This is a genomic window from Streptomyces sp. ISL-98, assembly GCF_018614055.1.
Taxonomy (GTDB): domain Bacteria; phylum Actinomycetota; class Actinomycetes; order Streptomycetales; family Streptomycetaceae; genus Streptomyces; species Streptomyces spiramyceticus.
This window is the reverse complement of record NZ_JAGGPB010000001.1, coordinates 463,318-485,433: the sequence shown is the minus strand read 5'-3', so window position 1 is coordinate 485,433 and position 22,116 is coordinate 463,318. Positions and strand designations below refer to the sequence as shown.

The following is a 22,116-nucleotide window of genomic DNA, read 5'->3' as shown; positions in this document are numbered from 1 at the left end:
TTACGCGCGCGGTGCGCAGCCCAGGACGTGGGCCTTGACCAGGTTGCCGATGTTCGGGTCGCGGCGGCGGAAGGCCTGCACCAGTGCCTCGTGCTCCTCCGCGTACGACTTCTGGACCGTGCCCAGCCACCGGATGGAGAGCGCCGTGAAGACCTCGATGCCCAGGCCCTCCCAGGTGTGCAGCAGCACGCTGTTGTTCGCCGCCCGGACCAGCTCGCGGTGGAACCCGACCGTGTGGCGGACCTGCGCCGTGCCGTCCGCCGCGCGGTCCGCCTCGTAGAGGGCCGCTACGTGGGGCTCCAGCGCCGAGCAGTCGTCCGCCAGGGCGGACGCCGCCAGCTCCGCCGCGATCTGCTCCAGGCCCGCCCGTACCGGGTAGCTCTCCTCCAGGTCCGCCGCCGTCAGATTCCGCACCCGTACGCCCTTGTTGGGCGCCGACTCGATGAGGCGCAGGGACTCGAGCTCGCGCAGCGCCTCGCGTACGGGCGTCTGGCTGACCTCCAGCTCGGTCGCGATCCGGCGCTCCACGATCCGCTCGCCCGGCTTCCAGCGCCCGCTGACGATCCCCTCCACGATGTGCTCGCGGATCTGCTCGCGCAGCGAGTGGACGACGGGCGGGGTCATGAAGCGCTCCTTCAAGCCGTGTTGAGTCTCCTAGACAATACGGCGGCGCCCCCGTCCAGAGGTCTCCGGACGGGGGCGCGCTCGCTGGTGAGACGAGTGTTACAGGCCGAGCTCGACCTCGAACTCGCCCGCTTCCAGGATCGCCTTGACGGCCGTCAGGTAACGGGCCGCGTCGGCGCCGTCCACCAGACGGTGGTCGTAGGAGAGAGCCAGGTACGTCATGTCACGGATGCCGATGACGGTGCCCTCGGCGGTCTCGATGACCGCCGGGCGCTTGACCGTGGCACCGATGCCCAGGATGGCGACCTGGTTCGGCGGCACGATGACCGTGTCGAACAGCGCACCGCGCGAGCCGGTGTTGCTGATGGTGAAGGTCGCACCGGACAGCTCGTCCGGGGTGATCTTGTTGCCGCGGACCTTGCCGGCCAGCTCCGCCGTCTTCTTCGAGATACCGGCCAGGTTGAGGTCGCCCGCACCCTTGATGACCGGAGTCATCAGACCCTTCTCGGAGTCCACCGCGATACCGATGTTCTCGGTGTCGAAGTAGGTGATGGTGCCCTCGTCCTCGTTGATCCGGGCGTTGACGACCGGGTAGGCCTTCAGTGCCTGGGCCGCGGCCTTGACGAAGAACGGCATCGGGGACAGCTTGACGCCCTCGCGGGCGGCGAACGCGTCCTTCGCCTGGTTGCGCAGCTTCATCAGCTTGGTGATGTCGACCTCGACGACCGAGGTCAGCTGGGCCTGCGTGTGCAGGGCCTTCATCATGTTGTCGCCGATGACCTTGCGCATGCGGGTCATCTTGACCGTCTGGCCGCGCAGCGGGGACACCTCGAGGGACGGAGCCTTCGAGGCGGCCGCGGGGGCGGCGGCGACGGGAGCCGGAGCGGCAGCGGCGGCCTTGGCGGCCTCCGCGGCGGCTACGACGTCCTGCTTGCGGATGCGGCCACCGACGCCGGTGCCCTTGACCGTGGACAGGTCCACGCCGTTCTCCGCAGCGAGCTTACGGACCAGGGGGGTCACGTACGCGCCGTCCGCCTCGCCCGCAGGGGTGACGGGGGCGGGAGCCGGAGCCGCAGGGGCGGCAGCGGGAGCCGGAGCCGGAGCGGCGGGCGGGGCCTGGACCGGAGCCGGAGCCTCAACAGCGGCGGCGGCAGGAGCCGGAGCCGGGGCGGGCGCCGGAGCAGCGGCCGGAGCCGGAGCGGCAGCCGGAGCAGCAGCGGCCGGAGCCGGGGCGGCGGCCGGGGCTGCGCCCGCGGCGCCGATGACGGCGAGCTTCGCGCCGACCTCGGCGGTCTCGTCCTCGCCGACCAGGATCTCCAGCAGCGTGCCCGCGGCCGGGGAGGGGATCTCGGTGTCGACCTTGTCGGTCGAGACCTCGAGCAGCGGCTCGTCCTCCGCGACCTCCTCGCCGACCTGCTTCAGCCAGCGGGTGACGGTGCCCTCGGTGACCGACTCGCCCAGTGCGGGCAGCACGACGTCAGTACCGGCGGCGCCACCGGCCGGGGCGGCAGCCGGGGCCGGGGCCTCGGCGGCGGGCGCCGGGGCGGCCTCGGGCTGAGGCTGGGCAGCCGGGGCCGGAGCCTCGGCGGGGGCCTCGGCAGCAGCCGGGGCGGGAGCGGCAGCGGGCGCGCCCGTGCCATCGTCGATGATGGCCAGCTCGGCGCCGACCTCGACGGTCTCGTCCTCGGCGACCTTGATGGACGAGAGGATGCCCGCGGCGGGGGCCGGGATCTCGGTGTCGACCTTGTCGGTCGACACCTCGAGCAGCGGCTCGTCAGCCTCGACGCGCTCGCCCTCGGCCTTCAGCCAACGGGTGACAGTGCCCTCGGTGACGCTCTCGCCGAGCGCCGGAAGGGTTACGGAAACCGGCATGGTTTCTGTTGCTCCTTACGAATTGCGGAAGTGGTCGTCGCGCCCGGACTGAACTAGTCGTGGGAGTGGAGCGGCTTGCCGGCCAGGGCCAGGTGGGCCTCGCCGAGCGCCTCGCTCTGCGTCGGGTGTGCGTGGATGAGCTGCGCGACCTCGGCCGGCAGCGCCTCCCAGTTGTAGATCAGCTGAGCCTCGCCGACCTGCTCGCCCATACGGTCACCGACCATGTGGACGCCGACCACGGCACCGTCCTTGACCTGGACGAGCTTGATCTCGCCACCGGTCTTCAGGATCTTGCTCTTGCCGTTGCCCGCGAGGTTGTACTTGAGAGCGACGACCTTGTCCGCGCCGTACACCTCCTTGGCCTTCGCCTCGGTGATGCCGACGGAAGCGACCTCGGGGTGGCAGTACGTCACGCGCGGCACACCGTCGTAGTCGACCGGAACGGTCTTGAGACCGGCCAGACGCTCCGCCACCAGGATGCCCTCGGCGAATCCGACGTGCGCGAGCTGGAGCGTCGGGACGAGGTCACCGACGGCGGAGATCGTCGGCACGTTCGTCCGCATGTACTCGTCGACGAGGACGTAGCCGCGGTCCATCGCGACGCCCTGCTCCTCGTAACCGAGACCCTGCGACACGGGGCCGCGGCCGATCGCGACGAGCAGTACCTCGGCCTCGAACTCCTTGCCGTTGGCCAGGGTGACCTTGACGCCGTCGGCGGTGTACTCGGCCTTCTCGAAGAAGGCGCCGAGCGAGAAGTTGATGCCGCGCTTGCGGAACGCGCGCTCCAGGAGCTTGGAGCTGTTCTCGTCCTCGACCGGTACGAGGTGCTTCAGGCCCTCGACGATCGTGACGTCGGTGCCGAAGGACTTCCACGCGGAAGCGAACTCGACGCCGATGACGCCGCCGCCGAGGACGACCGCGGACTTCGGCACACGGTCCAGGACCAGCGCGTGGTCCGAGGAGATGATGCGGTTGCCGTCGATCTCCAGGCCCGGCAGCGACTTCGGCACGGAGCCGGTCGCCAGCAGGACGTGGCGGCCCTGGACACGCTGGCCGTTGACGTCGACGGAAGTCGGGGAAGAGAGCCGGCCCTCGCCCTCGATGTACGTCACCTTGCGCGAGGCGACCAGGCCCTGGAGGCCCTTGTACAGGCCGGAGATCACGTCGTCCTTGTACTTGTGGACGCCGGCCATGTCGATGCCGTCGAAGGTGGCCTTGACGCCGAACTGCGTGGCCTCGCGCGCCTGGTCGGCGACCTCGCCCGCGTGCAGCAGCGCCTTCGTCGGAATGCAGCCGTTGTGCAGGCAGGTGCCGCCGAGCTTGTTCTTCTCGATCAGGGCGACGTCCAGGCCCAGCTGCGCTCCGCGCAGTGCCGCGGCGTAACCGCCGCTACCACCGCCGAGGATCACTAGGTCGAAAACGGTGCTGGCGTCGTTCGCCACGTCACGTCCTCCATGCATGTGCGCCGGGCGCGGTCTTCGATGACCGGGCGGCGGCTGGTGTTCGGCCGCTTGTGTATTCGGCCCTGTGGTGGGGGCCCTGTCCTGCCGAGAACCCATCTTCGCACTTGTTGACGGACGGCGGGACGCGGGGCCGGGGTCTGAGACGTTACCCGGGCGTACGGACGTACGGATTTCGTCGAAGACCAGAAAACCGGGCGTAGGCATACATACGGCCCCGGACGACTGCCCGGGGCCGTACCGACGACTCCGGGGCGGGTCAGCCGAGGTCGCCCGCGGCGGTGTGCTCGGCGAGACGCACCAGGGTGCGCACCGCGGAGCCCGTGCCGCCCTTGGGGGTGTAGCCGAACGGGCTGCCGTCGTTGTAGGCGGGGCCCGCGATGTCCAGGTGCGCCCACGCGATGTCCTCGCCGACGAACTCCTGGAGGAACAGACCGGCGACCAGGCCGCCGCCCATCCGCTCACCCATGTTGGCGATGTCGGCGGTGGACGACTCCATGCCCTTGCGCAGCTCGGCGGGCATCGGCATCGGCCAGGACTGCTCGCCGACCTCTTCCGCGATCTCGTGGATCGCGGTACGGAACGACTCGTCGTTGCCCATGATCCCGAAGGTGCGGTTGCCGAGCGCGAGGACCATCGCGCCGGTCAGCGTCGCCACGTCGACGATCGCGTCCGGGTTCTCCTCGGAGGCGCGGGTCAGGGCGTCACCGAGTACGAGACGGCCCTCGGCGTCGGTGTTGAGGACCTCGACGGTCTTGCCGCTGTACATGCGCAGTACGTCGCCGGGGCGGACGGCGTTGCCCGACGGCATGTTCTCGGCGAGCGCCAGCCAGCCGGTGATGTTGACCTTCAGGCCGAGGCGGGCGGCCGTGACGACGGCGGCGAACACGGCGGCGGCGCCGCTCATGTCGCACTTCATCGTCTCGTTGTGGCCGGCCGGCTTCAGCGAGATGCCGCCCGAGTCGTAGGTGATGCCCTTGCCGACGAAGGCCAGGGTCTTCTCCGCCTTGGGGTGCGTGTAGGCGAGCTTCACCAGGCGCGGGCCGTGGGCCGAGCCCTGGCCGACGCCGAGGATGCCGCCGAAGCCGCCCTTGACGAGCGCCTTCTCGTCGAACACCTGCACCTTGATGCCGTGCTCCTTGCCGGCGGCCGTGGCCACGGCGGCGAAGGACTCGGGGTAGAGGTCGTTCGGCGGCATGTTGATCAGGTCGCGGGCGCGCTTGATCTCCTCGGTCAGCGCGAGGGCGCGCTCCGTGGCGGCCTTGAAGGCCTTGTCGCGCGGCTTGGTGCCGAGCAGGGCGACTTCGGCGAGGGGCTGCTTGGCGCCGTTGCCCGCGGCCTTGCCCGGCTTCTCGGTCTTGTCGGCCTTCGTGCCCTGGTACTCCGTGAAGGCGTACGCACCGAGCAGGGCGCCCTCGGCGATGGCCTCCGCGTCCTCGACCGCCTCGACGGGCAGCGCGAAACCGGCCTTCTTGGAGCCGCTCAGCGCGCGGGCGGCGGCACCGGCCGCGCGGCGCAGCGCCTCGGCGCTGTACATCTCGTCCTTCTCCGGAACCGAGCCCAGCCCGACCGCCACCACGACCGGCGCCTTGAGGCCCGAAGGGGCGGGCAGCTTGGTCACCTCGCCCTCGGCACCCGAAGCGCCGAGGGTCTCCAGGACGGACGCGAGCTTTCCGTCGAACGCCTTGTCCACGGCCTCGGCGCCGGGCGCGACGACCAAGTCCCCGGACTTGGATGCAGCCTTGGATCCAGCGCCCTTCGCCACACCGACGACGATGGCGTCGGCGCGCAGCGTCGCCGCGCCGGAAGTGCTGAGAGTGAGAGCAGTCACGGTGGTGAAATCTCGCTTCCGTTGAGTTCTTCGGCCGATGGGGTGGGGTCGGCCGTGCCCGGCGCCGCCGGTACCTGGTGGCCCGGCCGCACCATCAGTGAGCCTACGCGCGGTTGCCTCCTTCGCTCACAGCAGCGACCCGTTCACTCATCAGAGGTGTCCTTTTCAGGTTTACGGCGTGCCGAATGAGGCCTGCGTCACACTCGGGGAAATCACGCAAGTGGCCATGACATTGCTTTGCATGATTTCCACAGATCTTCCGCGCGTCCTCCGCAGGAAGGTCTACCGAGGGGGAGGGTGCGCGGTGGCGTACAAGACGCGTATGGGCAGAAGCGGAGCCCTGCTGCTGGCCGCGGGACTGCTGGCGGTGACCGCACCGCCGACCGTGGCCGGGGCGGCGGCCGTGCCGCGCATCGACCTGAAGGTGCTCGTCGTGGACGACGGCGGCGGGGCGGTCGACGCGGTGGAGTCGGAGCTGAAGGGCAGCGGTGTCCCGTACACCGTGGTCGAACTCGACAAGCCGGGGCGACCGGTCATCGACGCGGCGTTCCTCCACGACACCGTTGACGGGCGGCCGCGCGCGAAGTACCAGGGAGTCGTCCTGCCGAGCGCCGACCCGTTCGGCGCCGGGTCCGCCGAGATGGCCGCGCTCGCCCTGTACGAGCAGACCTTCGGCGTCCGCCAGGTCGACGCGTACAGCTGGGCCCATCCCGGTGTCGGGCTCGACTACACGAGTGACGGCGGGTACGCGGGCACGCTCGACGGCGTGGACGCGGCCGTGACACCGGCCGGGAAAGCGGGGCCCTTCGGCTATCTCGACGGGGCCGTCGAGTTCGAGGACAACTCGCCGTCCGTCGGCGAGAGCTACGGGTACGCGGGCCGGCCCCGCGATGGCTTCACCAGCTACCTCGACATGCCGGTCGCCGGAGACGGCGGCGGGCGGGCCAGCCTCGTCGGCGAGTACGCCCACGACGGGCGCCGCGAGCTGGTCGTCACCTTCGCCTACAACCGGCACCAGCGGCAGTTCCGGCTGCTGGCCCGCGGCATCGTCGAATGGCTCACCCAGGGCGTCCACCTCGGACAGAGCCGCAACTACTTCTCCGTGCACATCGACGACGTCTTCGCGCCCGACAGCCGCTGGGACACCGAACTCAACTGCACCCCCGGCGACTTCGACTGCGGCGACGGCGAGGGCGCGGGGACCGTGCCGGTCCGGATGACCGCGGCCGACGCGCAGTTCGCCGCCCAGTGGCAGCGCAGCAGCGACTTCACCCTCGACATGGTCTACAACGCGGGCGCCGGCGAGGAGTGGAAGGCTGAGAACGGCGGCAGCGACCCGCTCACCACGCAACTGCTCGCCGACAAGGCGGCGTACCGCTGGGTGAACCACACCTACACGCACCCCTTCCTCGGATGCGTCCAGGACACCTCGACCGTGCCGTGGCAGTGCGCGAAGGACGCGGCGGGCGCCACCCTGTGGATGAGCCGCGCCGACATCTCCGCGCAGATCCGCGACAACCACAACTGGGCGGCCGGCAAGGGCCTCTCCGTCGACAGGACCGAGCTGGTCACCGGTGAGCACTCGGGTCTCAAGACCCTGCCGCAGCAGCCCGTCGACAATCCCAACCTCGGGCCCGCGCTGGCCGACAACGGAGTGAAGTGGGTCGCGAGCGACAACTCGCGCGAGCCGGTCCAGCGGGCCGTCGGCAGCGCCCGCACCGTGCCGCGCCACCCCATGAACGTCTACTACAACGTCGGCACCGCCGCCGAGATGGCCGACGAGTACAACTGGATCTACAGCAGAGAGGCCGACGGGGGCAGCGGCGTCTGCGAGACCAACCCCGGCTCGACCTGCCTGGAAGAACCGCTCGACACGGACACCGGTTACGCCGACTACATCGTGCCGCAGGAGGCACGCACGGCGCTGGGCCATGTCATGGCCAACGACCCGCGCCCGCACTACGTCCACCAGTCCAACCTGGCCGAGGAGCGGATCCTCTACCCCGTGCTCGACCAGGTCCTCGGCGACTACCGCGCGCTGTTCGCCGACAACACGCCGGTCGTCAACCCGCGCCACCGCGACACCGGCACCGAGCTCGCCCGCCGCGCCGCCTGGGACAAGGCGCTCGCCGACGGCAGGGTCACGGCGTACCGCATCGGCAGGACGGTCACCGTGAAGGCGCCGGGGGTCGTGGCTCCGGTGAGCGCGCCGGAGGGGACACGTAAGCAACTGTTCCTCGGCACGGCGGTGTTCGGCACGGCCTATGCGGGACAGCGTTCGGCGTGGACCGCACCCGACGCGCTCCAGCAGGCCGTCACCCTGCAGCTTCCTGCCTGACCAGCACCTGGAACTCGTCCTGGGGGGACACGAATGAGCCGCGGGCTCCACGTCAGCATGCTCACCGAAGGCACCTATCCACATGTCCAGGGAGGCGTCAGCACCTGGTGCGACCAGCTCGTCCGCGGAATGCCGGAGGTCGACTTCCACATCGTCTCGCTGACCGGCAGCGGCCGTGAGCCTGTCACCTGGGAGCTGCCGCGCAATGTCTACCGGCACACGACGGTCCCCCTGTGGGGCGCCGACGGGGGAGGGGGCGCGGGAGGCGGCTCGGGAGTACGCCGCATCCCGCGCCTCCTCGTCGGGCGCGAGCGCCGCCGCTTTCTCGCCGGTTACGAACGCTTCCTGCTGGCCGTCCTCGACCCGGCGGCCGGCTGCGACTTCGGCCGTGAGCTGTACGCACTCGCCGCACTCTCCCGGCAGGGCCGGCTGACCACCGCCATGCGCTCGGAGGCGGCCCTGCGGACCCTCATCAGCGTCTGGACCATGCGCCACCTGCCCACCGCCCGCGCCGAACCCACCCTCCACGACGCGCTCACCGCAACCGACCTCCTGGAGCACCTGCTGCGCCCACTGGGCGCCCAGGTACCCCCGGACAGCGTCGCGCACGCCGTCAGCAGTGGCCTCGCCACCCTCCCCGCGCTCGCCGCCAAGTACTTCGACGGCGCCCCCTTTCTCCTCACCGAACACGGCATCTACCTGCGCGAGCGCTACCTCGGCTACCGTTCGGGCGCCCAGCGCTGGCCGGTCAAGGCACTGCTGCTCGGCTTCTACCGCGAACTCAACTCGCTGGGCTACCGCGAGGCCGACCTCATCACCCCCTGCAACCAGTACAACCGCCGCTGGGAGGAGCGGGGCGGCGCCCCGGCCGACCGGATCCGCACCGTCTACAACGGCGTCGACCCGCACCTCTTCCCGCACGCCGGAGCCGAGCCCGGCATCCCCACCCTCACCTGGGCGGGCCGCATCGACCCGATCAAGGACCTGGAGACGCTCGTACGGGCCTACGCACTGGCCCGCGTCCGCATGCCCGCGTTACGGCTGAGGCTGTTCGGCGGGGTGCCGGAGGGCGGCGAGGCGTACCGGACGAAGCTGGAAAAGCTGGCCGCCGAACTCGGCGTGACGGACGGGATCACCTTCGAGGGACGCGTCGCGGACGTGGCGCGCGCCTATGCGGCGGGCCATGTCGTGATGCTCTCCAGCATCAGCGAAGGCTTCCCCTTCAGCATCATCGAAGCCATGTCCTGCGGGCGTACGACCGTCTCGACCGATGTGGGCGGCGTACGGGAAGCCGTCGGCGACACGGGAGTCGTGGTCCCGCCGCGCGAACCGGAGGCGATGGCGCGGGCAGTGCTCGACCTGATGGGCGACGACGCCCGGCGGGTGGAACTGGGGCAGCTGGCCCGGCAGCGGGTCATCGACCTGTTCACGCTGCGGCGGTCGGTGGACGGCTTCCGCCGGATTTACGCGGAGCTGGACGGCGTACCCGAACAGGAGGAGGCGACCGTGCTGCCGTCGGACTGGACGACCGAGCTCAGGGACCCCTGGTGGAGCGACCTTTCCCTGCACGGGGCGGGCTCGTGAGCGGGCCCCTGTGGGTGGCGCCGGACGTGCGCCGGGACACCCTGCCGCGCATACCCAGGCAGCGCCCGCGCTGGGCCGCCGCCGATCCGCTCGACGAACTGACCGACCGGCTGCGGGAGTTGACGGCCGCCGCCGTCCACCCCGACGAGATAGCCGCAGTGCTCGAATCCGACGGCATGACGGACGAGCACATCCGCCTGACGTACGGCCGCGAGAGCTCCTTCGCCCTGGCCGAGGAGCTCTACGCACGCGTTCCGCGCGACTTCCCCGAACCGGAGGCCGCACCGGCGGCCGCCCCCTGGCACGCGGGCCTCCTCGCCTGCCTCCTACGCGGCCTGGTGTTCGCACTGCCGGGACTCGCGTACGTCCTGGGGGCGCCGTTCGTCGCCGACGATCCCGTTGGGGAGAACGGTGGGCGGGGTCTGCCCGCCGGGACGACCGTCCTGCTCGCCGGCGCGCTGACCGGCTGGGCGTGGAACCAGGCTCTCGCCCACCGCGCCTACACCTGGCTGGGTTTCGGCGACCGCCCCGCCGCCGCCCGCGCCCTGCTCGCCGGCGCCCCCACGGGCGCCTTCCTCGGCACCGCCGTCTCCGTCGCGGCCGCGGGCCCCGGCGACGGCGGGGCGGTGGTGTTCGCCGCGGCCCAGGCGCTGTACCAGGGCGCGGCGACGGCCCTGCTGGTCCTCGGCCGCGAACGCCTGCTCCTCCACGCGCTCGTCCCCATGGCCGCAGGCGCCCTGCTGACCCCGCTGTACGACGTCCCGCCCCGGGCCAGGGCGGCGCTGCTGGTGCTGTCCTCGCTGGCGGTCCTGACCCTGGCGGGCCGCGAACTGCTCCGCGCCCAACCGTCCGGCGGGCGGGGCCCGTCGCTGCTGCGTTCCGTGCCGTACGGCATCTTCGGCCTCGCCTGCGGCGTGCTGATACTGCACGCCGTGCTCGCGGAGGCGCCGGCCGGAGGCACGGGCGCTGGCATCACGGCGCCCGGAGCCGTGGCGCTCACGCTCAGCATGGGGCCCGCCGAATGGCTGCTGCACCGGTTCCGGAGCGGGAGCAACGCCGGGCTGCGGGCCAGCAGTACACCCCGCGCCTTCCGCAGGGCCACCGCCGTCACGCTGACCAAGTGCCTCACCGGCTACCTCGCCGCGCTGCTCGCACTCACCCTCGCCGCGACGCTGCTGTGGCCCGGCGCTCCCGCGCTCGACGCCACCCGTGGCGCCGGGCTGCTGCTGATCGGCGTCATGCTGTGGTCGGGGCTGCTGCTCCAGGCGTTCGGTGCGGTGACGGCGGCGGCGACGGTGTGCGGGGCGGCCGCGCTGGCCCAGACGCTGGTGCTGTTCACCGGCGGCCCGTACCACTCCGCGCTGTCCACGCTGGTCGTGCCCGGCAGCGCGTCCGTCGTGCTGGCCGCAGTCGTCTGCGTCAGGCTGGGGCGCGCGACCGCCCACCGCTACTAAGGATCCCCGTGGAAAACCTGCTCGTCCCGCTCTACGAGCACCCCGCCGACCGCCCCGAAGCCTGGGAGGCCGTCATCCGGGCGGCCCCCCGCCTGTACGGGGTCGTCCTCAACCCCGACAGCGGCCCCGGCGCCGCGCCCGACCCCGCCTTCGCGGCGGTCGCGGCGCGGCTGCGCACCGCCGGCGTACGCGTCCTCGGATACGTCGACACCGACTACGCGCGGCGCCCGCACGCCGCCGTGGTCCAGGATCTGCTGCGGCACCGCGACTGGTACGCCGCCGACGGGGCATTCCTCGACCAGGTGAGCTCGGGGCCCGAGGCGCTGACGCACTACCGGCGCCTCGCGGTGGCCGCACGGGAGGCGGGCGCGGCGACGCTGGTGCTCAACCACGGCGTGCACCCCGACCCCGGCTACCTCCGGTTCGCCGACGTACTCGTCACTTTCGAGGGCACCTGGGCGACGTACCAGGACCTGGACGTCCCGCCCTGGACGGCGGCGTACGCGGCGGACCGCTTCTGCCATCTGGTGTACGCGGCGCCGGCCGACGCGGTGGTCGCCGCCCGGATCCGGTGCGCCGTGCCCGGCGACCGGCCGCACCCGTGGGGGACGCTGCCGCACGCGCTGGAGGCGGCCCGGTGAGACGCGTACTCGCGTGCCTGGCGCTGCTGTTGCTGCTGGCGGGCTGTACGAGCGAACCCCCGGCTCCGCCCGACGACGGGCCGTCGGAACAGCCGCGCTGGCAGCCGAAGCCCGGTCTCACCTGGCAGTGGCAGCTCAGCGGCAGACTCGACCCGACCGTCGACGTCCCGGTCTACGACATCGACGGCTTCGACCAGCCCGCCTCCGCCGTCGCCGACCTGCACCGCCGGGGCCGCAAGGTCATCTGCTACCTGTCGACCGGCGCGTGGGAGGAGTTCAGGCCGGACGCCGCGAAGTTCCCCAAGTCCGTACTGGGACGCGGCAATGGATGGAAGGGCGAGCGCTGGCTCGACATCCGCCGTACCGACGTTCTGGAGCCGCTGATGGCGCGGCGTATCGACATGTGCCGCGAGAAGGGCTTCGACGCGGTCGAGCCCGACAACATGGACGGCTACCGCAATCGCACCGGCTTCCCCCTCACCGCTGCCGACCAGCTCCGCTACAACCGCCTGATCGCCCGCCTCGCCCACGAGCGCGGCCTCGCGGTCGGGCTCAAGAACGACCTCGACCAGATTCCGCAGCTGGTGCGGGACTTCGACTTCGCGGTCAATGAACAGTGCGCCGAGTACAGCGAGTGCGGGAAACTCGTGCCGTTCATCAAGGCGGGCAAGGCGGTCTTTCATGTGGAGTACGAGCTGCCGGTGGGCCGCTTCTGCCCCGAGGCGCGCAAGCTGAAGCTCAGCTCGATGTTGAAGAAGTACGAACTGGGGGTGTGGCGCAAGCCCTGTTCGTAACTCTCCCGTCCCTGCTCACTCGTCCTTGGGGCAGTCGTGCTTCTCTTCGCCCTGCTGCCACTGCGTCCCGGCGTCGATATTCCTGCCGGGATCCCCGCACATCAGGACAGGGGCCGATCCGCGCTCGTCGTGGTGGAGCACGGTCAGCATTTTATTGAGCGGCCTCTGCAGCGAGCCTGCGGCGAACCGCAGACGTCCGCTGGCTCCCTCCAGGTCGAACTGGCCGCTGTTGATGATCTGCTGGACATTGGGGCGCGTCAGTTCCACGCCTGCCGCATTGGCCTGGCTGGTGGCCTGGGCGAGTACCTGCACCGAGTCGTGCGCGAGCGACGCGTGCCCGTCGTTCCGCCAGAGGTCTTCCGTGGTGAATTCGCGGGTGTACGCGTCGTTGAATGCCTTGGCCGTGGCGCTGCGGTCCGGATGCCCGGAGGGCAGCGTATGGGCCGTGTGGTAGAGGCGCAGCCATGCCTTTCCCTTGAATCCGCCGGAGAGCGCGGCGTTGGTGAGTTCATTTCCGCCCACCACGGTGAGGTCCTTGTTCGCGCACTTGCTGACGGTCTGGTAAGTCTCCAGGAAGTTGTCGAACTCCCTTACCCGGGAAGTCCAGTAGACCAGCGTCCTCTTGTTCGCCGCGACCCTGCTGCACACCGCCTCGGCGACCTCGGGCATGCTGAATTTCATATCGAGGTCCGGCTCGTTCGGGACGACAACTCCGTTGCTTCCGCCGGGGATGTAGCCGATTCGGTTTCCCGTGGAGGGGAAGTTCGCGGCGAACTCCTTGCCCAGGTCGTCGCTGTACACATCCGTCGGGTCGGTCACCACCGCGACACTTTCGGCCGGTGCGCAGGAATCCTCGCCGGTACGGACCGTGTTCGCCTCCTTGGCGAACTCCGACATGACGCGAGCTTCCCGCCTGTTGTTCGGCGCGGCGCCGTGGTAATAGCGTCCGATCTCCATGGCCTTCGCCGTGGCCGTGGAGCTCACAATGGGAATCCGGGCCGAATTGAGCAGGCGCAAAGCCTCGACCGTCTCTTTCCGGCTTTCGGTGAACCCCGTCACGCCGATGAGACGATCGTTCTTCCCTGCCTCACGGACGATCTGCGTCGCCACCTTGCGGGCGTCCTTGAACTGCACACCGGCGTCGTACGTCTTGATCCGTACCCAGACCCCGTCGTCATTGGCGGGCGCGAGACGGTGCAGAGACTGCTGCGCCAGCGCCAGGCCGCGGAGTTCGGGGATCGCTCCGCCGGAGCGCCGCTCGGCCTCGTTCGGCGCCATCGACGCGCGGACGTGCGCGATGGTCACGGTCCGGTCGGGCTTGCCCTCGGTCTCCGCGATCTTGTTCTGATCGGCGATCATCCTCAGCGCGTCGGCGTACTGATCGGCCGGGGTGCGCCTGCCCACCTGCCCCTGCTTCACGTAGTCGGAGCCGCTGAGGCACTGCGTGTAGGTGCTGGAGATGGGGCTGTCCAGCCACGGGACGAAGGCGAGCTGTCCGGTGAGGTAGAGGGCGACGGCGAGCGCCACCGCCTCGATGCCGAGCTCGGTACGGGGGCGCAGCCGCACCCAGGGCGTCCACACCGGAAGGACCGCCACCGTACGGCTCCCTGCCGGCGACGGCAGCCGTACGGCGAAAGGCGCCGGGATCGTGCCCTTCGCCGGGGCCAGTTTCGCCGCCGCGTCGGCGAGCGTGCCGGGGGCCGGGCCGGGCGGAGGCGCCGCATCCGGTGCGTCCGGCAGCGCGGCGACCAGCACCGTGGCCGCGTTGGGGCTGGGTCTCTGCTGCGCGCCGTACAGCGCGACGAACTCGGCCACGGCTGCCGCGCCGGCGCCGCGCGTGCCGTTGAGCAGCAGGGCGTGGCGGGAGCGGCGGCGCCGGCGGCCGGGGTGCAGCAGACCCTGACGCGCGTAGCCGTACAGGTCGGTCATGAGAGCCGTAAGGAGCAGCCCGTCCCACCGGTCGGTGTCCCGCCGTGTGCTGTCCGGCAGGGCGGCGGCCTCCCACGCGCTGCTGAATTCGCTGAGCGCGGCGGCGTACGTGCGCTTGCCGCGGTACTCCGCAGGCCACAGGCGCCGGTAGCGCCGACGCTGTGCGAGCCGCCATCCCCAGCGCCACTCCCAGCACTTCAGATACGCACGCTCCGCCACCGACCACACGGAACGGACCGGGACGGTGAAGACGCCCGCGTTGATCACGGGGCCGCTGTTGTCCCGGGCCGGGAGCACGGCGGTCGCACGGCCCCGGTGCCTGGCGAACACCCGGTCCGGCAGCTGGACGTCGGTTCCCGCGCGGTTGTCGGCGACGCACTGAAGCAGGTCGTAGGCGGGCAGCCGGAGCCTGCCCGCCTCGTCGGGGGTGTTCTTTCCCAGCTCGTCGACGATCTTCGCGATCAGCTCGGTCCTGGATCCGCCGCGCCAGTCGACATGGGCGTACGGCGTGCACGGCACGATGCCCCGCGCCCGCGACGAGCGCTGGAGTCCCAGCTCCAGGGCTTCCAGGGCCTGCTGGGCCTCGTCCGGTCCTGTGCGCAGGACGACGGGCGGGTGCTTGGGGCCGCGCTTGGACAGCCGCGACCGTGTACGCACCGCCTTGCGGTAGGCCTCGACGAACTCGCCGCTCTGCTCCCAGCCAGGAAACTCCTGCATCTTCGGTCCCCCCGACAGCTGTGGGCAACGAGCGTGCACCGCTGAGTGACGGGGAGTCAACTGGCTTACATATGAACCCTGTTGTTCATCGCCCCAGCGTCAGCGCCACCAGCGCGGCCGTCGCCGCCGTCTCCGCGATACCGCCGAAGACGTCCCCCGTGACCCCGCCGAAGCGGCGCACGCAGTGGCGCAGCAGCAGGTGAGCGGCGGCGAGTGCGGCCAGGACGGCGGCGGCGCAGTGCAGGGCGGCGTACGGGCCGAAAAGCGCGCCCGCCGCGCCCGCGCAAGCGGCGGTCACCGCGACCGCGACGGCCGCTGCCCCGCGCACCGGAACTGCCCCCGCGACCGCGGCGCCCAGGCCGTCGGGGCGGGCCGGGGGAACGCCGGTGCGGGAGGCGAGGGTGAGGGCGAGGCGGGCCGCGACCGCCGAGACGGCCGCTGCGGCCGCGCCGTGCGCCCAGCCGGCGGCGTACAGCTCATGGAGGGCGGCGACCTGGGCGAACAGGACGAACAGCAGCGTGATGACGCCGAAGGGCCCGATGTCGGACTGCTTCATGATGCGCAGCGCGTCGTCGGCCGGTTTGCCGCTGCCCAGGCCGTCGGCGGTGTCCGCGAGACCGTCGAGGTGGAGGCCGCGGGTGAGCGCCGCGGGTACGGCCGCACTCGCCACGGCGGCGAGCAGCGGCCCCGAGCCGAGCACCAGCAGTACGCCGCCGACGGCCGCCGCGCACAGGCCCACGACGAGCCCGGCCAGCGGCGCGCACAGCATCCCGGCGCGCGCCGCCTCGCGGTCCCACCGGGTGACGCGTACGGGGAGCACGGTGAGGGTGCCGAAGGCGAAGCGGATGCCGTCGCTGTTGAGGGAGGAGGTCACCGCGCGCACGGTAGTCGCTGCCGTCGGCCGGTAAGTTGCGCATAACGCACAAATGGGAAGGGAGTGGCATGGGTCACTGGTGGTACCGGAACATCGTCGAGCCGGGGAAGCTCCCGCTGCTGCTGGCTCTCCTCTCCTTCGTCTTCGCCTTCCTGGCCACCCGCACCATCACGCGCCTGATCCGGGCGGGCCGGGGCCCCTTCAGGAACATCTCGCCCGGCGGTCTCCACATCCACCATGTGGTCCCCGGCGTCATCCTGACGACGATCGGCGGCTTCGGAGGGGTGGCGAGCGGCCGGCACGACGTCGGTGCGGCGGTCTTCGCGGTGATCTTCGGGCTCGGCGCGGGTCTGGTCCTCGACGAGTTCGCGCTGATTCTCCATCTCGACGACGTCTACTGGACCGAAGAGGGCCGCAAGAGCGTCGAGATCGTTGTCGTGACCGCGGCCCTGGTGGCCCTGGTGCTCAGCGGATCCGTGCCGTTCGGCGTCAACGAGCTGTCGACGGGGGAACGGCAGAGCCGCGGAGTGCTCGTCCTGACCGTGATCTTCAACTTCCTTCTGGCGCTCGTCGCGCTCAGCAAGGGCAAGCTCCGCACTGCCCTGTTCGGTGCTGTCGTGCCCCTTGTGGGCCTCGTCGGCGCGATCCGGCTGGCCAAGCCGGGCTCGCCCTGGGCCAGGCACCTCTACGGCCGGCGGCCGAAGGCCCGCGCCAGGGCGACGCTGCGGGCCTGGCACCACGACCGCCGCTGGGCTCCCCTCAGCCGCAAGTTTCAGGACCTGATCGGCGGGGCCCCCGACCGCGAGCCCGCGCCGGAGTCCCTTCCCGCGCCCCCGCGCGACCGGAAGTGAACGACCGCGCACACGACCAGGACCGCGGCGATCGCCGCCAGGTGCTCCTTGCCCGCGAGGTTGCTCTTGACGAACACCTCGACGACCATCGCCACGACCACCACGGCCGCCGTCCAGTACGCCCGGTACCGCCAGCACACGTACACGGCGAGGCCGACGACCGCCGCCGAAGGCCCGGTGTCGACGACTTGGGCGTCGGAGGCGGGCAGCCCGAGCGGGTTGCCGGGGCCCAGTGCGATGCCGACGCGCGCGTACAGCGTCCCGGCCAGTGTCGCCGCGTACGCGATCACCAGCGTGCGCAGCCGCCCGAGGCAGATCTCGGCGATGCCGAAGACCAGCAGGACCTGTGCCAGCGCACCCCACACCGGCAGATCCAGCGCGGGTACGAACAGCGACAGCGGGGTGCGCAGGAGGGCGAGCCACAGCGGATCCTCGGCGCGCACGGATCCGATGTCCTGGACCGGGCCGTAACCCCAGGACTGGTTCTGTACGACCTGGAAGAGCGCCGTAAGGCAGACCGCCCCGAGCGTCAGCGGCAGGGCCCGCCACTTCCTGCCGACGAGCGCGGTCCGTACGGTCGTCAGCAGCGGCCCCCACTCGCGGCGGGCGAACCCGCGCAGCACGGGTGCGCTCACCGCTTCGTCTCCAGATGCTTGCGGTGCATCCACTTGGGCAGGCCCGGCGCCTCCAGGAAGCCCTCGGCGCGCGCCGCCGCGACGCCGATGCGCAGCAGGTCGGCGCTCTTCTCGAACAGCATGAACCGTGGCTCCCAGATCGGCCGGTACTTGGCGTTGGCGCGGTACAACGACTCGATCTGCCACCAGCGCGAGAAGAAGCTGAGCAGCGAACGCCACAACCTCAGCACCGGCCCCGCACCGAGCTTCGAGCCACGTTCGAAGACCGACCTGAACATCGCGAAGTTCAGCGAGACCTGGGTGATCTTGATCTCCTTGGCGCGCTGGAGGAGCTCGATGACCATGAACTCCATCAGGCCGTTCTCGGAGTCGCGGTCACGCCGCATCAGGTCGAGGGACAGCCCGTTCGGCCCCCACGGGGCGAAGCTCAGCACGGCCCGCAGTTCCCCCTGGCCGTCCGTGCATTCGAGCATGACGCAGCGCCCGTCCGCCGGGTCGCCGAGCCGCCCGAGCGCCATCGAGAAGCCGCGCTCGGTCGCCCCGTCACGCCAGTCGTCGGCCTTGCGCAGCAGCTCCGCCATCTCGTCGTCGGGGATCTCCTCGTGGCGGCGGATGCGGACCTCGTAACCGGCCCGCTTGACCCGGTTGTACGCCTGGCGGACCGTGCGCATCGCGCGCCCGTCCAGCGTGAACTCCTCCGTGTCGACGATCGCCTCGTCACCCAGCTCCAGCGCGTCCAGGCCGTGCCGCGCGTAAATAGTGCCGCCCTCCTCGCTCGCGCCCATCACGGCCGGGATCCAGCCGTGCTCGCGCGCCTCGGTCAGCCACGGCTCGATCGCGCCCGGCCAGGCCTCGGGGTCGCCGATCGGATCGCCGGACGCGAGCGATACGCCGCCGACGACCCGGTAGGTGACGGCGGCCTTGCCGGTGGGGGACCAGACGGCGCTCTTCTCGCGGCGCAGCGCGAAGTAGCCGAGGGAGTCGCGCTCGCCGAACTTGTCGAGGAGGGCGCGCAGCTTCGCCTCGTCCTCCTCGGTGATCGGGTCGACGGTCCTGCGCGAGCGGAAGGCGGCGTACAGGACGGCGAGGAGCAGCAGCGTGCTCAGCACATTGATGGTGACGTTGACCCATCCCGGCGTATCGATGCCGGGGAAGCGGGAGTCGTCGGCGGCCAGCGACACCAGACGCATCACGCCGTAACGCCAGCGGTCGAGGAAGGTCGACCGGTAGTCGTCGTGCGCGGTGTTGGTGACGGTGACGAGGAGGGCGGCGATCAGTGAGGTGACCAGCAGCCCGCCGACGGCGACGACGGCGGCCAGCCGGGGGTTGGAGCGGTCACCCTTCGCGTAGAACTCGCGGCGGCCGAGCAGCAGGGAGACGACGAAGGCGGCGGTCAGGGCGAGGGAGACCCAGTTCTGCCAGTACTGCCGCACCTCGGGGAGGAGCATCACGAGGGTGAAGAGCAGCAGAAAGAGCCCGCTGAGTACGAAGTTGAGGATCCATGCGGCGCGCTTGCGGCGGCGCATGGTGATGGCCAGGAAGAGCGTGAAGACGCCGGAGGCGAAGCCCGCTGTCAGCAGGTACGGGGTGAAGTAGTTCTCGGTGTTGTGGCGTCGCACGTCCTGGCCGAGGGAAACCCAGACGGCACTCAGGAAGTTGATGAACGTGACGACGCGTAGGTACCAGACGGCGAATGCGGCGCTGCGTCGCGACCGGGGGGTGTGCCGGTTCGTTCCTTCGGTGGCCAATCGGACTTCTCCCATGAAATGCGATGATATGGGGCATCGCATTTGCGGAGAGCGTGCGAATGCGGCCGGCGGAAGCCGGCCGTAGCCAAGGTCAGACCTTCTCCGGCTCGGGCTCCCGCTCGGGCAGCTCTGCCGCCAGGGCGGCGGCGGCCTGCACGAGGGGGAGTGCGAGCAATGCCCCAGTTCCTTCCCCCACAGTGACGCCCTGATCGAGGAGAGGGTTGAGTGCCATCCGGTCCAGTGCCTTGGCCTGGCCCGGCTCGCCGCTCACCTGGCCCGCGAGCCACCAGTCCGGCGCCCGGAACGCGGCCCGCTGGCCGACCAGGGCGCAGGCGGCCGAAACGACCCCGTCGAGGATCACCGGAGTACGCCGTACCGCGCACTGGAGCAGGAACCCGGTCATCGCGGCGATGTCGGCGCCGCCGACGGCAGCCAGCAGCTCCAGCTGGTCGCCGAGGACCGGCCGCGCCCGGCGCAGCGAGTCCCGGATGGCCGCGCACTTGCGCATCCATGCGAGGTCGTCGATGGCGACGCCGCCGCGGCCGGTCACGACGGAGGCGTCCGTACCGCACAGTGCTGCGATGAGGGTGGCGGCGGCGGTCGTACCGCCGACGCTCAGGTCGCCCAGTACGACCAGATCGGTACCGGAGTCGGCCTCTTCGTCGGCGATGGCCATACCGAGCCGGACGGCCTGCTCGGCCTCTTCGGCGGTGAGGGCGTCCTCGATGTCGATACGCCCGGAACCGCGGCGCACGCGGTGGTGTACGACGTCCTCGGGAAGCAGCTCCGGATCGCAGTCGAGTCCGGCGTCGACGATCCGTACGGACGCGCCGAGGCGGCGGGCCAGTACGGCGACGGGGCTCGCGCCGTCCAGCACGGCCCGCACGAGCTCGTGCGCGGTGGCGGCGGGGCGGGCGGACACACCGAGCTCCGCCACGCCGTGGTCACCGGCGAAGAGCACGACGCGGGGCCGCTCAATGGGCTTGACCCGCACGGAGGCCTGCGCGGCCGAGAGCCACTCGCCCAGCTCGTCGAGCCGGCCGAGCGCACCGGCCGGCACGACCAGCCGCTCCCGGCGCTCTTCGGCGTCGCGCCGCACGTCGCCGTGGGGGCGCTCGATCAGGTCGGAGAAGTCGTCGAGGTTAAGCGAGCTCATTCGCCGAACAGTACCGGGAGTCCGGGGGAGCATTCGGCCCCGGACCCCGGTCCTTCGGGCATCTGCAGCCCGTCCGGCGTTTGATGACACTCCCCCTACGCCCTGTGGGCGTGGGGGACCCCCAGAAGGGCGTCCGGGGTCCGGGGCGTGCCCCCACGCGGCGGCAGCCGCAAATGTCACAGCCGGGAAGAGTGGGGTCTCCCCTGCTCGAACGAAGTTGAGAGCTTGGGGAAGGGTAGGGGAACTGCGCCGCAGGCAACCCGCACCGCACCGCGCACGTGCACCGTGAACCGACCGCACCGCACCGCACCGCACCGCACGGCACCGCGCACGTGCACCGTGAACCGACCGCACCGCACCGCACCGCACCGCGCACCGGCAGCGAACCCCCACCCCACCTCAGCCGCGCAGCGTAAGCGCCTGGCCCGCCACCACCAGCACCACCTGCTCGCACTCCGCCGCGAACGCCGCGTTCAGCCGCCCCAGTTCGTCGCGGAACCGCCGCCCGCTCGCCGTGGCCGGCACAACTCCCGAGCCCACTTCGTTGCTGACCGCGACAACCGTGCGCGCGGTCGCCCGTACCGCCGCGACCAGCTCCGCCGTCCGCTCGCCCAGCGCACGCTGACCGTCCGACGCCCACTTCGCGTCGTCCCACGCCCCGACCCGGTCCATCGCGTCGGTCAGCCAGAGCGCGAGGCAGTCGATCAGCAGCGGCGGCCCCTCCTCGGCCAGCAGGGGCGCCAGTTCGCACGTCTCTTCGGTACGCCACGACCCCGGCCTGCGCTCCCGGTGCAGCCGGACCCGCGACGCCCACTCGCCGTCGTCGGCGCGGTTGCCGCTCGTGGCGACGTACAGAACATCGGGAAACGTCTCCAGCCGCCGCTCCGCCTCCACCGACTTCCCGGACCGCGCGCCGCCGAGCACGAGCGTGCGGCGCGGCACGTCCGGCACCGCGTGGTACTCCCCGACGATCAGCGTCGTCCCGTCCGGCACGGCCCGCGCCCCCGCCGCCGAGAGCCGCCTGTCCAGCTCGGGCCCGGGCGGCACGTCGTGGTCGATGTGTACGGCGATGACATCCGTCGTGGCACCGACCGCACCGCCCGCACGCAGCCGCGCGAGCCCGTCCGGCCGCCCCACGACATCGGCGACCACCATGTCGTACGTACGGCCGACCGCGACGTGCCCGGCGAGTGCGCCGCCCGGCGGCAGATACAGCAGCACCTTGCCCTCCGGCGAGGTCACCTCGTACCCCGTACCCGGAGAGTCCATCGGTACGGCCCGCACCCGGTGCCCGCTGATCAGCGTCAACTCCCGCCCGTCCGGCACCCGCCCGGCGGTCGGCAGCCCGACGGGCAGCTCGACGGGCGGCCCGTCGTGCGGATGCGTCAGCAGCACCTGCCGTACGGCCGCGAGCGAATGCCCGGCGCGGGCGGCGGCGAGCGCGGCCCCCGGCGTGAGGTCGAGCAGCAGCGCACCGTCGACGAGCAGCGCGGTTGCCGCACGGGCCAGGTCGCCGCGGGCGGTGGCGCACGAGGCGCAGGGGCAGTCGGGGCGGGGCAGGCCTGCCGGGGCCCCGGTGCCGAGGAGAGTGAGTTCCACGATGACGAT

Annotated in this window: 16 protein-coding genes; 6 read left to right on the top strand and 10 right to left on the bottom strand. The window is 71.4% G+C overall.

The genetic code is table 11. The features are described from left to right. From J7I98_RS02200 to J7I98_RS02185, 4 genes are all read right to left on the bottom strand, one after another. Positions 1 to 624: a GntR family transcriptional regulator gene (locus J7I98_RS02200; RefSeq protein WP_214915241.1), complete on the bottom strand. Its 624-nt coding sequence runs from the start codon at positions 622 to 624 to the stop codon at positions 1 to 3. A 99-nt stretch (positions 625 to 723) separates the two neighbouring features. Next, on the bottom strand, positions 724 to 2,496 hold the full coding sequence (sucB, locus tag J7I98_RS02195; RefSeq protein WP_214915238.1) for a 2-oxoglutarate dehydrogenase, E2 component, dihydrolipoamide succinyltransferase: 1,773 nt from the start codon (positions 2,494 to 2,496) through the stop codon (positions 724 to 726). Between the two features lie 53 nt (positions 2,497 to 2,549). Continuing rightward, positions 2,550 to 3,938, bottom strand: a complete 1,389-nt coding sequence (gene lpdA / locus J7I98_RS02190; protein WP_214915235.1) for a dihydrolipoyl dehydrogenase — start codon at positions 3,936 to 3,938, stop codon at positions 2,550 to 2,552. Positions 3,939 to 4,215: 277 nt separating this feature from the next. Next, positions 4,216 to 5,787: a leucyl aminopeptidase gene (locus J7I98_RS02185; RefSeq protein WP_214915227.1), complete on the bottom strand. Its 1,572-nt coding sequence runs from the start codon at positions 5,785 to 5,787 to the stop codon at positions 4,216 to 4,218. A 322-nt stretch (positions 5,788 to 6,109) separates the two neighbouring features. Between J7I98_RS02185 and J7I98_RS02180 the strand changes: the two genes are divergently transcribed. From J7I98_RS02180 to J7I98_RS02160, 5 genes are read left to right on the top strand one after another with little or no spacing between them, the layout of a single operon-like run. Continuing rightward, complete coding sequence (locus tag J7I98_RS02180; protein WP_251020039.1) at positions 6,110 to 8,125, top strand: hypothetical protein; 2,016 nt, start codon at positions 6,110 to 6,112, stop codon at positions 8,123 to 8,125. A gap of 33 nt (positions 8,126 to 8,158) precedes the next feature. Further along, entirely contained in the window at positions 8,159 to 9,709 is a 1,551-nt protein-coding gene (pelF, locus tag J7I98_RS02175) for a GT4 family glycosyltransferase PelF (RefSeq protein WP_214915219.1), read from the top strand. Further along, positions 9,706 to 11,163, top strand: a complete 1,458-nt coding sequence (locus J7I98_RS02170) for a hypothetical protein (protein ID WP_214915217.1) — start codon at positions 9,706 to 9,708, stop codon at positions 11,161 to 11,163. The genes pelF and J7I98_RS02170 overlap by 4 nt, the downstream gene beginning before the upstream one ends. A gap of 8 nt (positions 11,164 to 11,171) precedes the next feature. Further along, entirely contained in the window at positions 11,172 to 11,804 is a 633-nt protein-coding gene (locus J7I98_RS02165; protein WP_214915215.1) for a spherulation-specific family 4 protein, read from the top strand. Next, complete coding sequence (locus J7I98_RS02160) at positions 11,801 to 12,598, top strand: endo alpha-1,4 polygalactosaminidase (RefSeq protein WP_214915213.1); 798 nt, start codon at positions 11,801 to 11,803, stop codon at positions 12,596 to 12,598. Before J7I98_RS02165 ends, J7I98_RS02160 begins: the two co-directional genes overlap by 4 nt. Positions 12,599 to 12,613: 15 nt before the next feature. Here the strand turns inward: J7I98_RS02160 and J7I98_RS02155 are convergent, their stop codons facing one another. Further along, positions 12,614 to 15,244, bottom strand: coding sequence for a hypothetical protein (locus tag J7I98_RS02155; protein ID WP_214915211.1), 2,631 nt, complete (start codon positions 15,242 to 15,244; stop codon positions 12,614 to 12,616). A gap of 85 nt (positions 15,245 to 15,329) precedes the next feature. Next, positions 15,330 to 16,118, bottom strand: a complete 789-nt coding sequence (locus J7I98_RS02150; RefSeq protein WP_214915205.1) for an adenosylcobinamide-GDP ribazoletransferase — start codon at positions 16,116 to 16,118, stop codon at positions 15,330 to 15,332. A 68-nt stretch (positions 16,119 to 16,186) separates the two neighbouring features. Between J7I98_RS02150 and J7I98_RS02145 the strand changes: the two genes are divergently transcribed. Then, entirely contained in the window at positions 16,187 to 16,969 is a 783-nt protein-coding gene (locus J7I98_RS02145) for a hypothetical protein (protein ID WP_214915202.1), read from the top strand. On the opposite strand, the gene J7I98_RS02140 is transcribed toward J7I98_RS02145, so the two are convergent. The 4 genes from J7I98_RS02140 to J7I98_RS02125 form a co-directional block, all read right to left on the bottom strand. Then, on the bottom strand, positions 16,891 to 17,604 hold the full coding sequence (locus tag J7I98_RS02140; protein WP_214915199.1) for a hypothetical protein: 714 nt from the start codon (positions 17,602 to 17,604) through the stop codon (positions 16,891 to 16,893). The genes J7I98_RS02145 and J7I98_RS02140 overlap by 79 nt on opposite strands. Next, entirely contained in the window at positions 17,601 to 19,367 is a 1,767-nt protein-coding gene (locus tag J7I98_RS02135; RefSeq protein WP_214915197.1) for a phosphatidylglycerol lysyltransferase domain-containing protein, read from the bottom strand. The genes J7I98_RS02140 and J7I98_RS02135 overlap by 4 nt, the downstream gene beginning before the upstream one ends. 76 nt (positions 19,368 to 19,443) lie before the next feature. Beyond that, on the bottom strand, positions 19,444 to 20,508 hold the full coding sequence (cobT, locus tag J7I98_RS02130) for a nicotinate-nucleotide--dimethylbenzimidazole phosphoribosyltransferase (RefSeq protein WP_214915194.1): 1,065 nt from the start codon (positions 20,506 to 20,508) through the stop codon (positions 19,444 to 19,446). Between the two features lie 399 nt (positions 20,509 to 20,907). Further along, the gene (locus J7I98_RS02125; protein WP_214915184.1) at positions 20,908 to 22,107 is read right to left on the bottom strand and encodes a bifunctional adenosylcobinamide kinase/adenosylcobinamide-phosphate guanylyltransferase; all 1,200 of its coding nucleotides are present in this window, start codon (positions 22,105 to 22,107) and stop codon (positions 20,908 to 20,910) included. Positions 22,108 to 22,116: the final 9 nt, after the last annotated feature.

Bases quoted from the DNA above. Each gene is read 5' to 3' on its own strand.
- J7I98_RS02200 (WP_214915241.1), bottom strand. From the start codon at position 624: ATGACCCCGCCCGTCGTCCACTCGCTGCGCGAGCAGATCCGCGAGCAC.
- sucB (WP_214915238.1), bottom strand. From the start codon at position 2,496: ATGCCGGTTTCCGTAACCCTTCCGGCGCTCGGCGAGAGCGTCACCGAG.
- J7I98_RS02180 (WP_251020039.1), top strand. From the start codon at position 6,110: ATGGGCAGAAGCGGAGCCCTGCTGCTGGCCGCGGGACTGCTGGCGGTG.
- pelF (WP_214915219.1), top strand. From the start codon at position 8,159: ATGAGCCGCGGGCTCCACGTCAGCATGCTCACCGAAGGCACCTATCCA.
- J7I98_RS02155 (WP_214915211.1), bottom strand. From the start codon at position 15,244: ATGCAGGAGTTTCCTGGCTGGGAGCAGAGCGGCGAGTTCGTCGAGGCC.
- J7I98_RS02145 (WP_214915202.1), top strand. From the start codon at position 16,187: ATGGGTCACTGGTGGTACCGGAACATCGTCGAGCCGGGGAAGCTCCCG.
- J7I98_RS02135 (WP_214915197.1), bottom strand. From the start codon at position 19,367: ATGGGAGAAGTCCGATTGGCCACCGAAGGAACGAACCGGCACACCCCC.
- cobT (WP_214915194.1), bottom strand. From the start codon at position 20,508: ATGAGCTCGCTTAACCTCGACGACTTCTCCGACCTGATCGAGCGCCCC.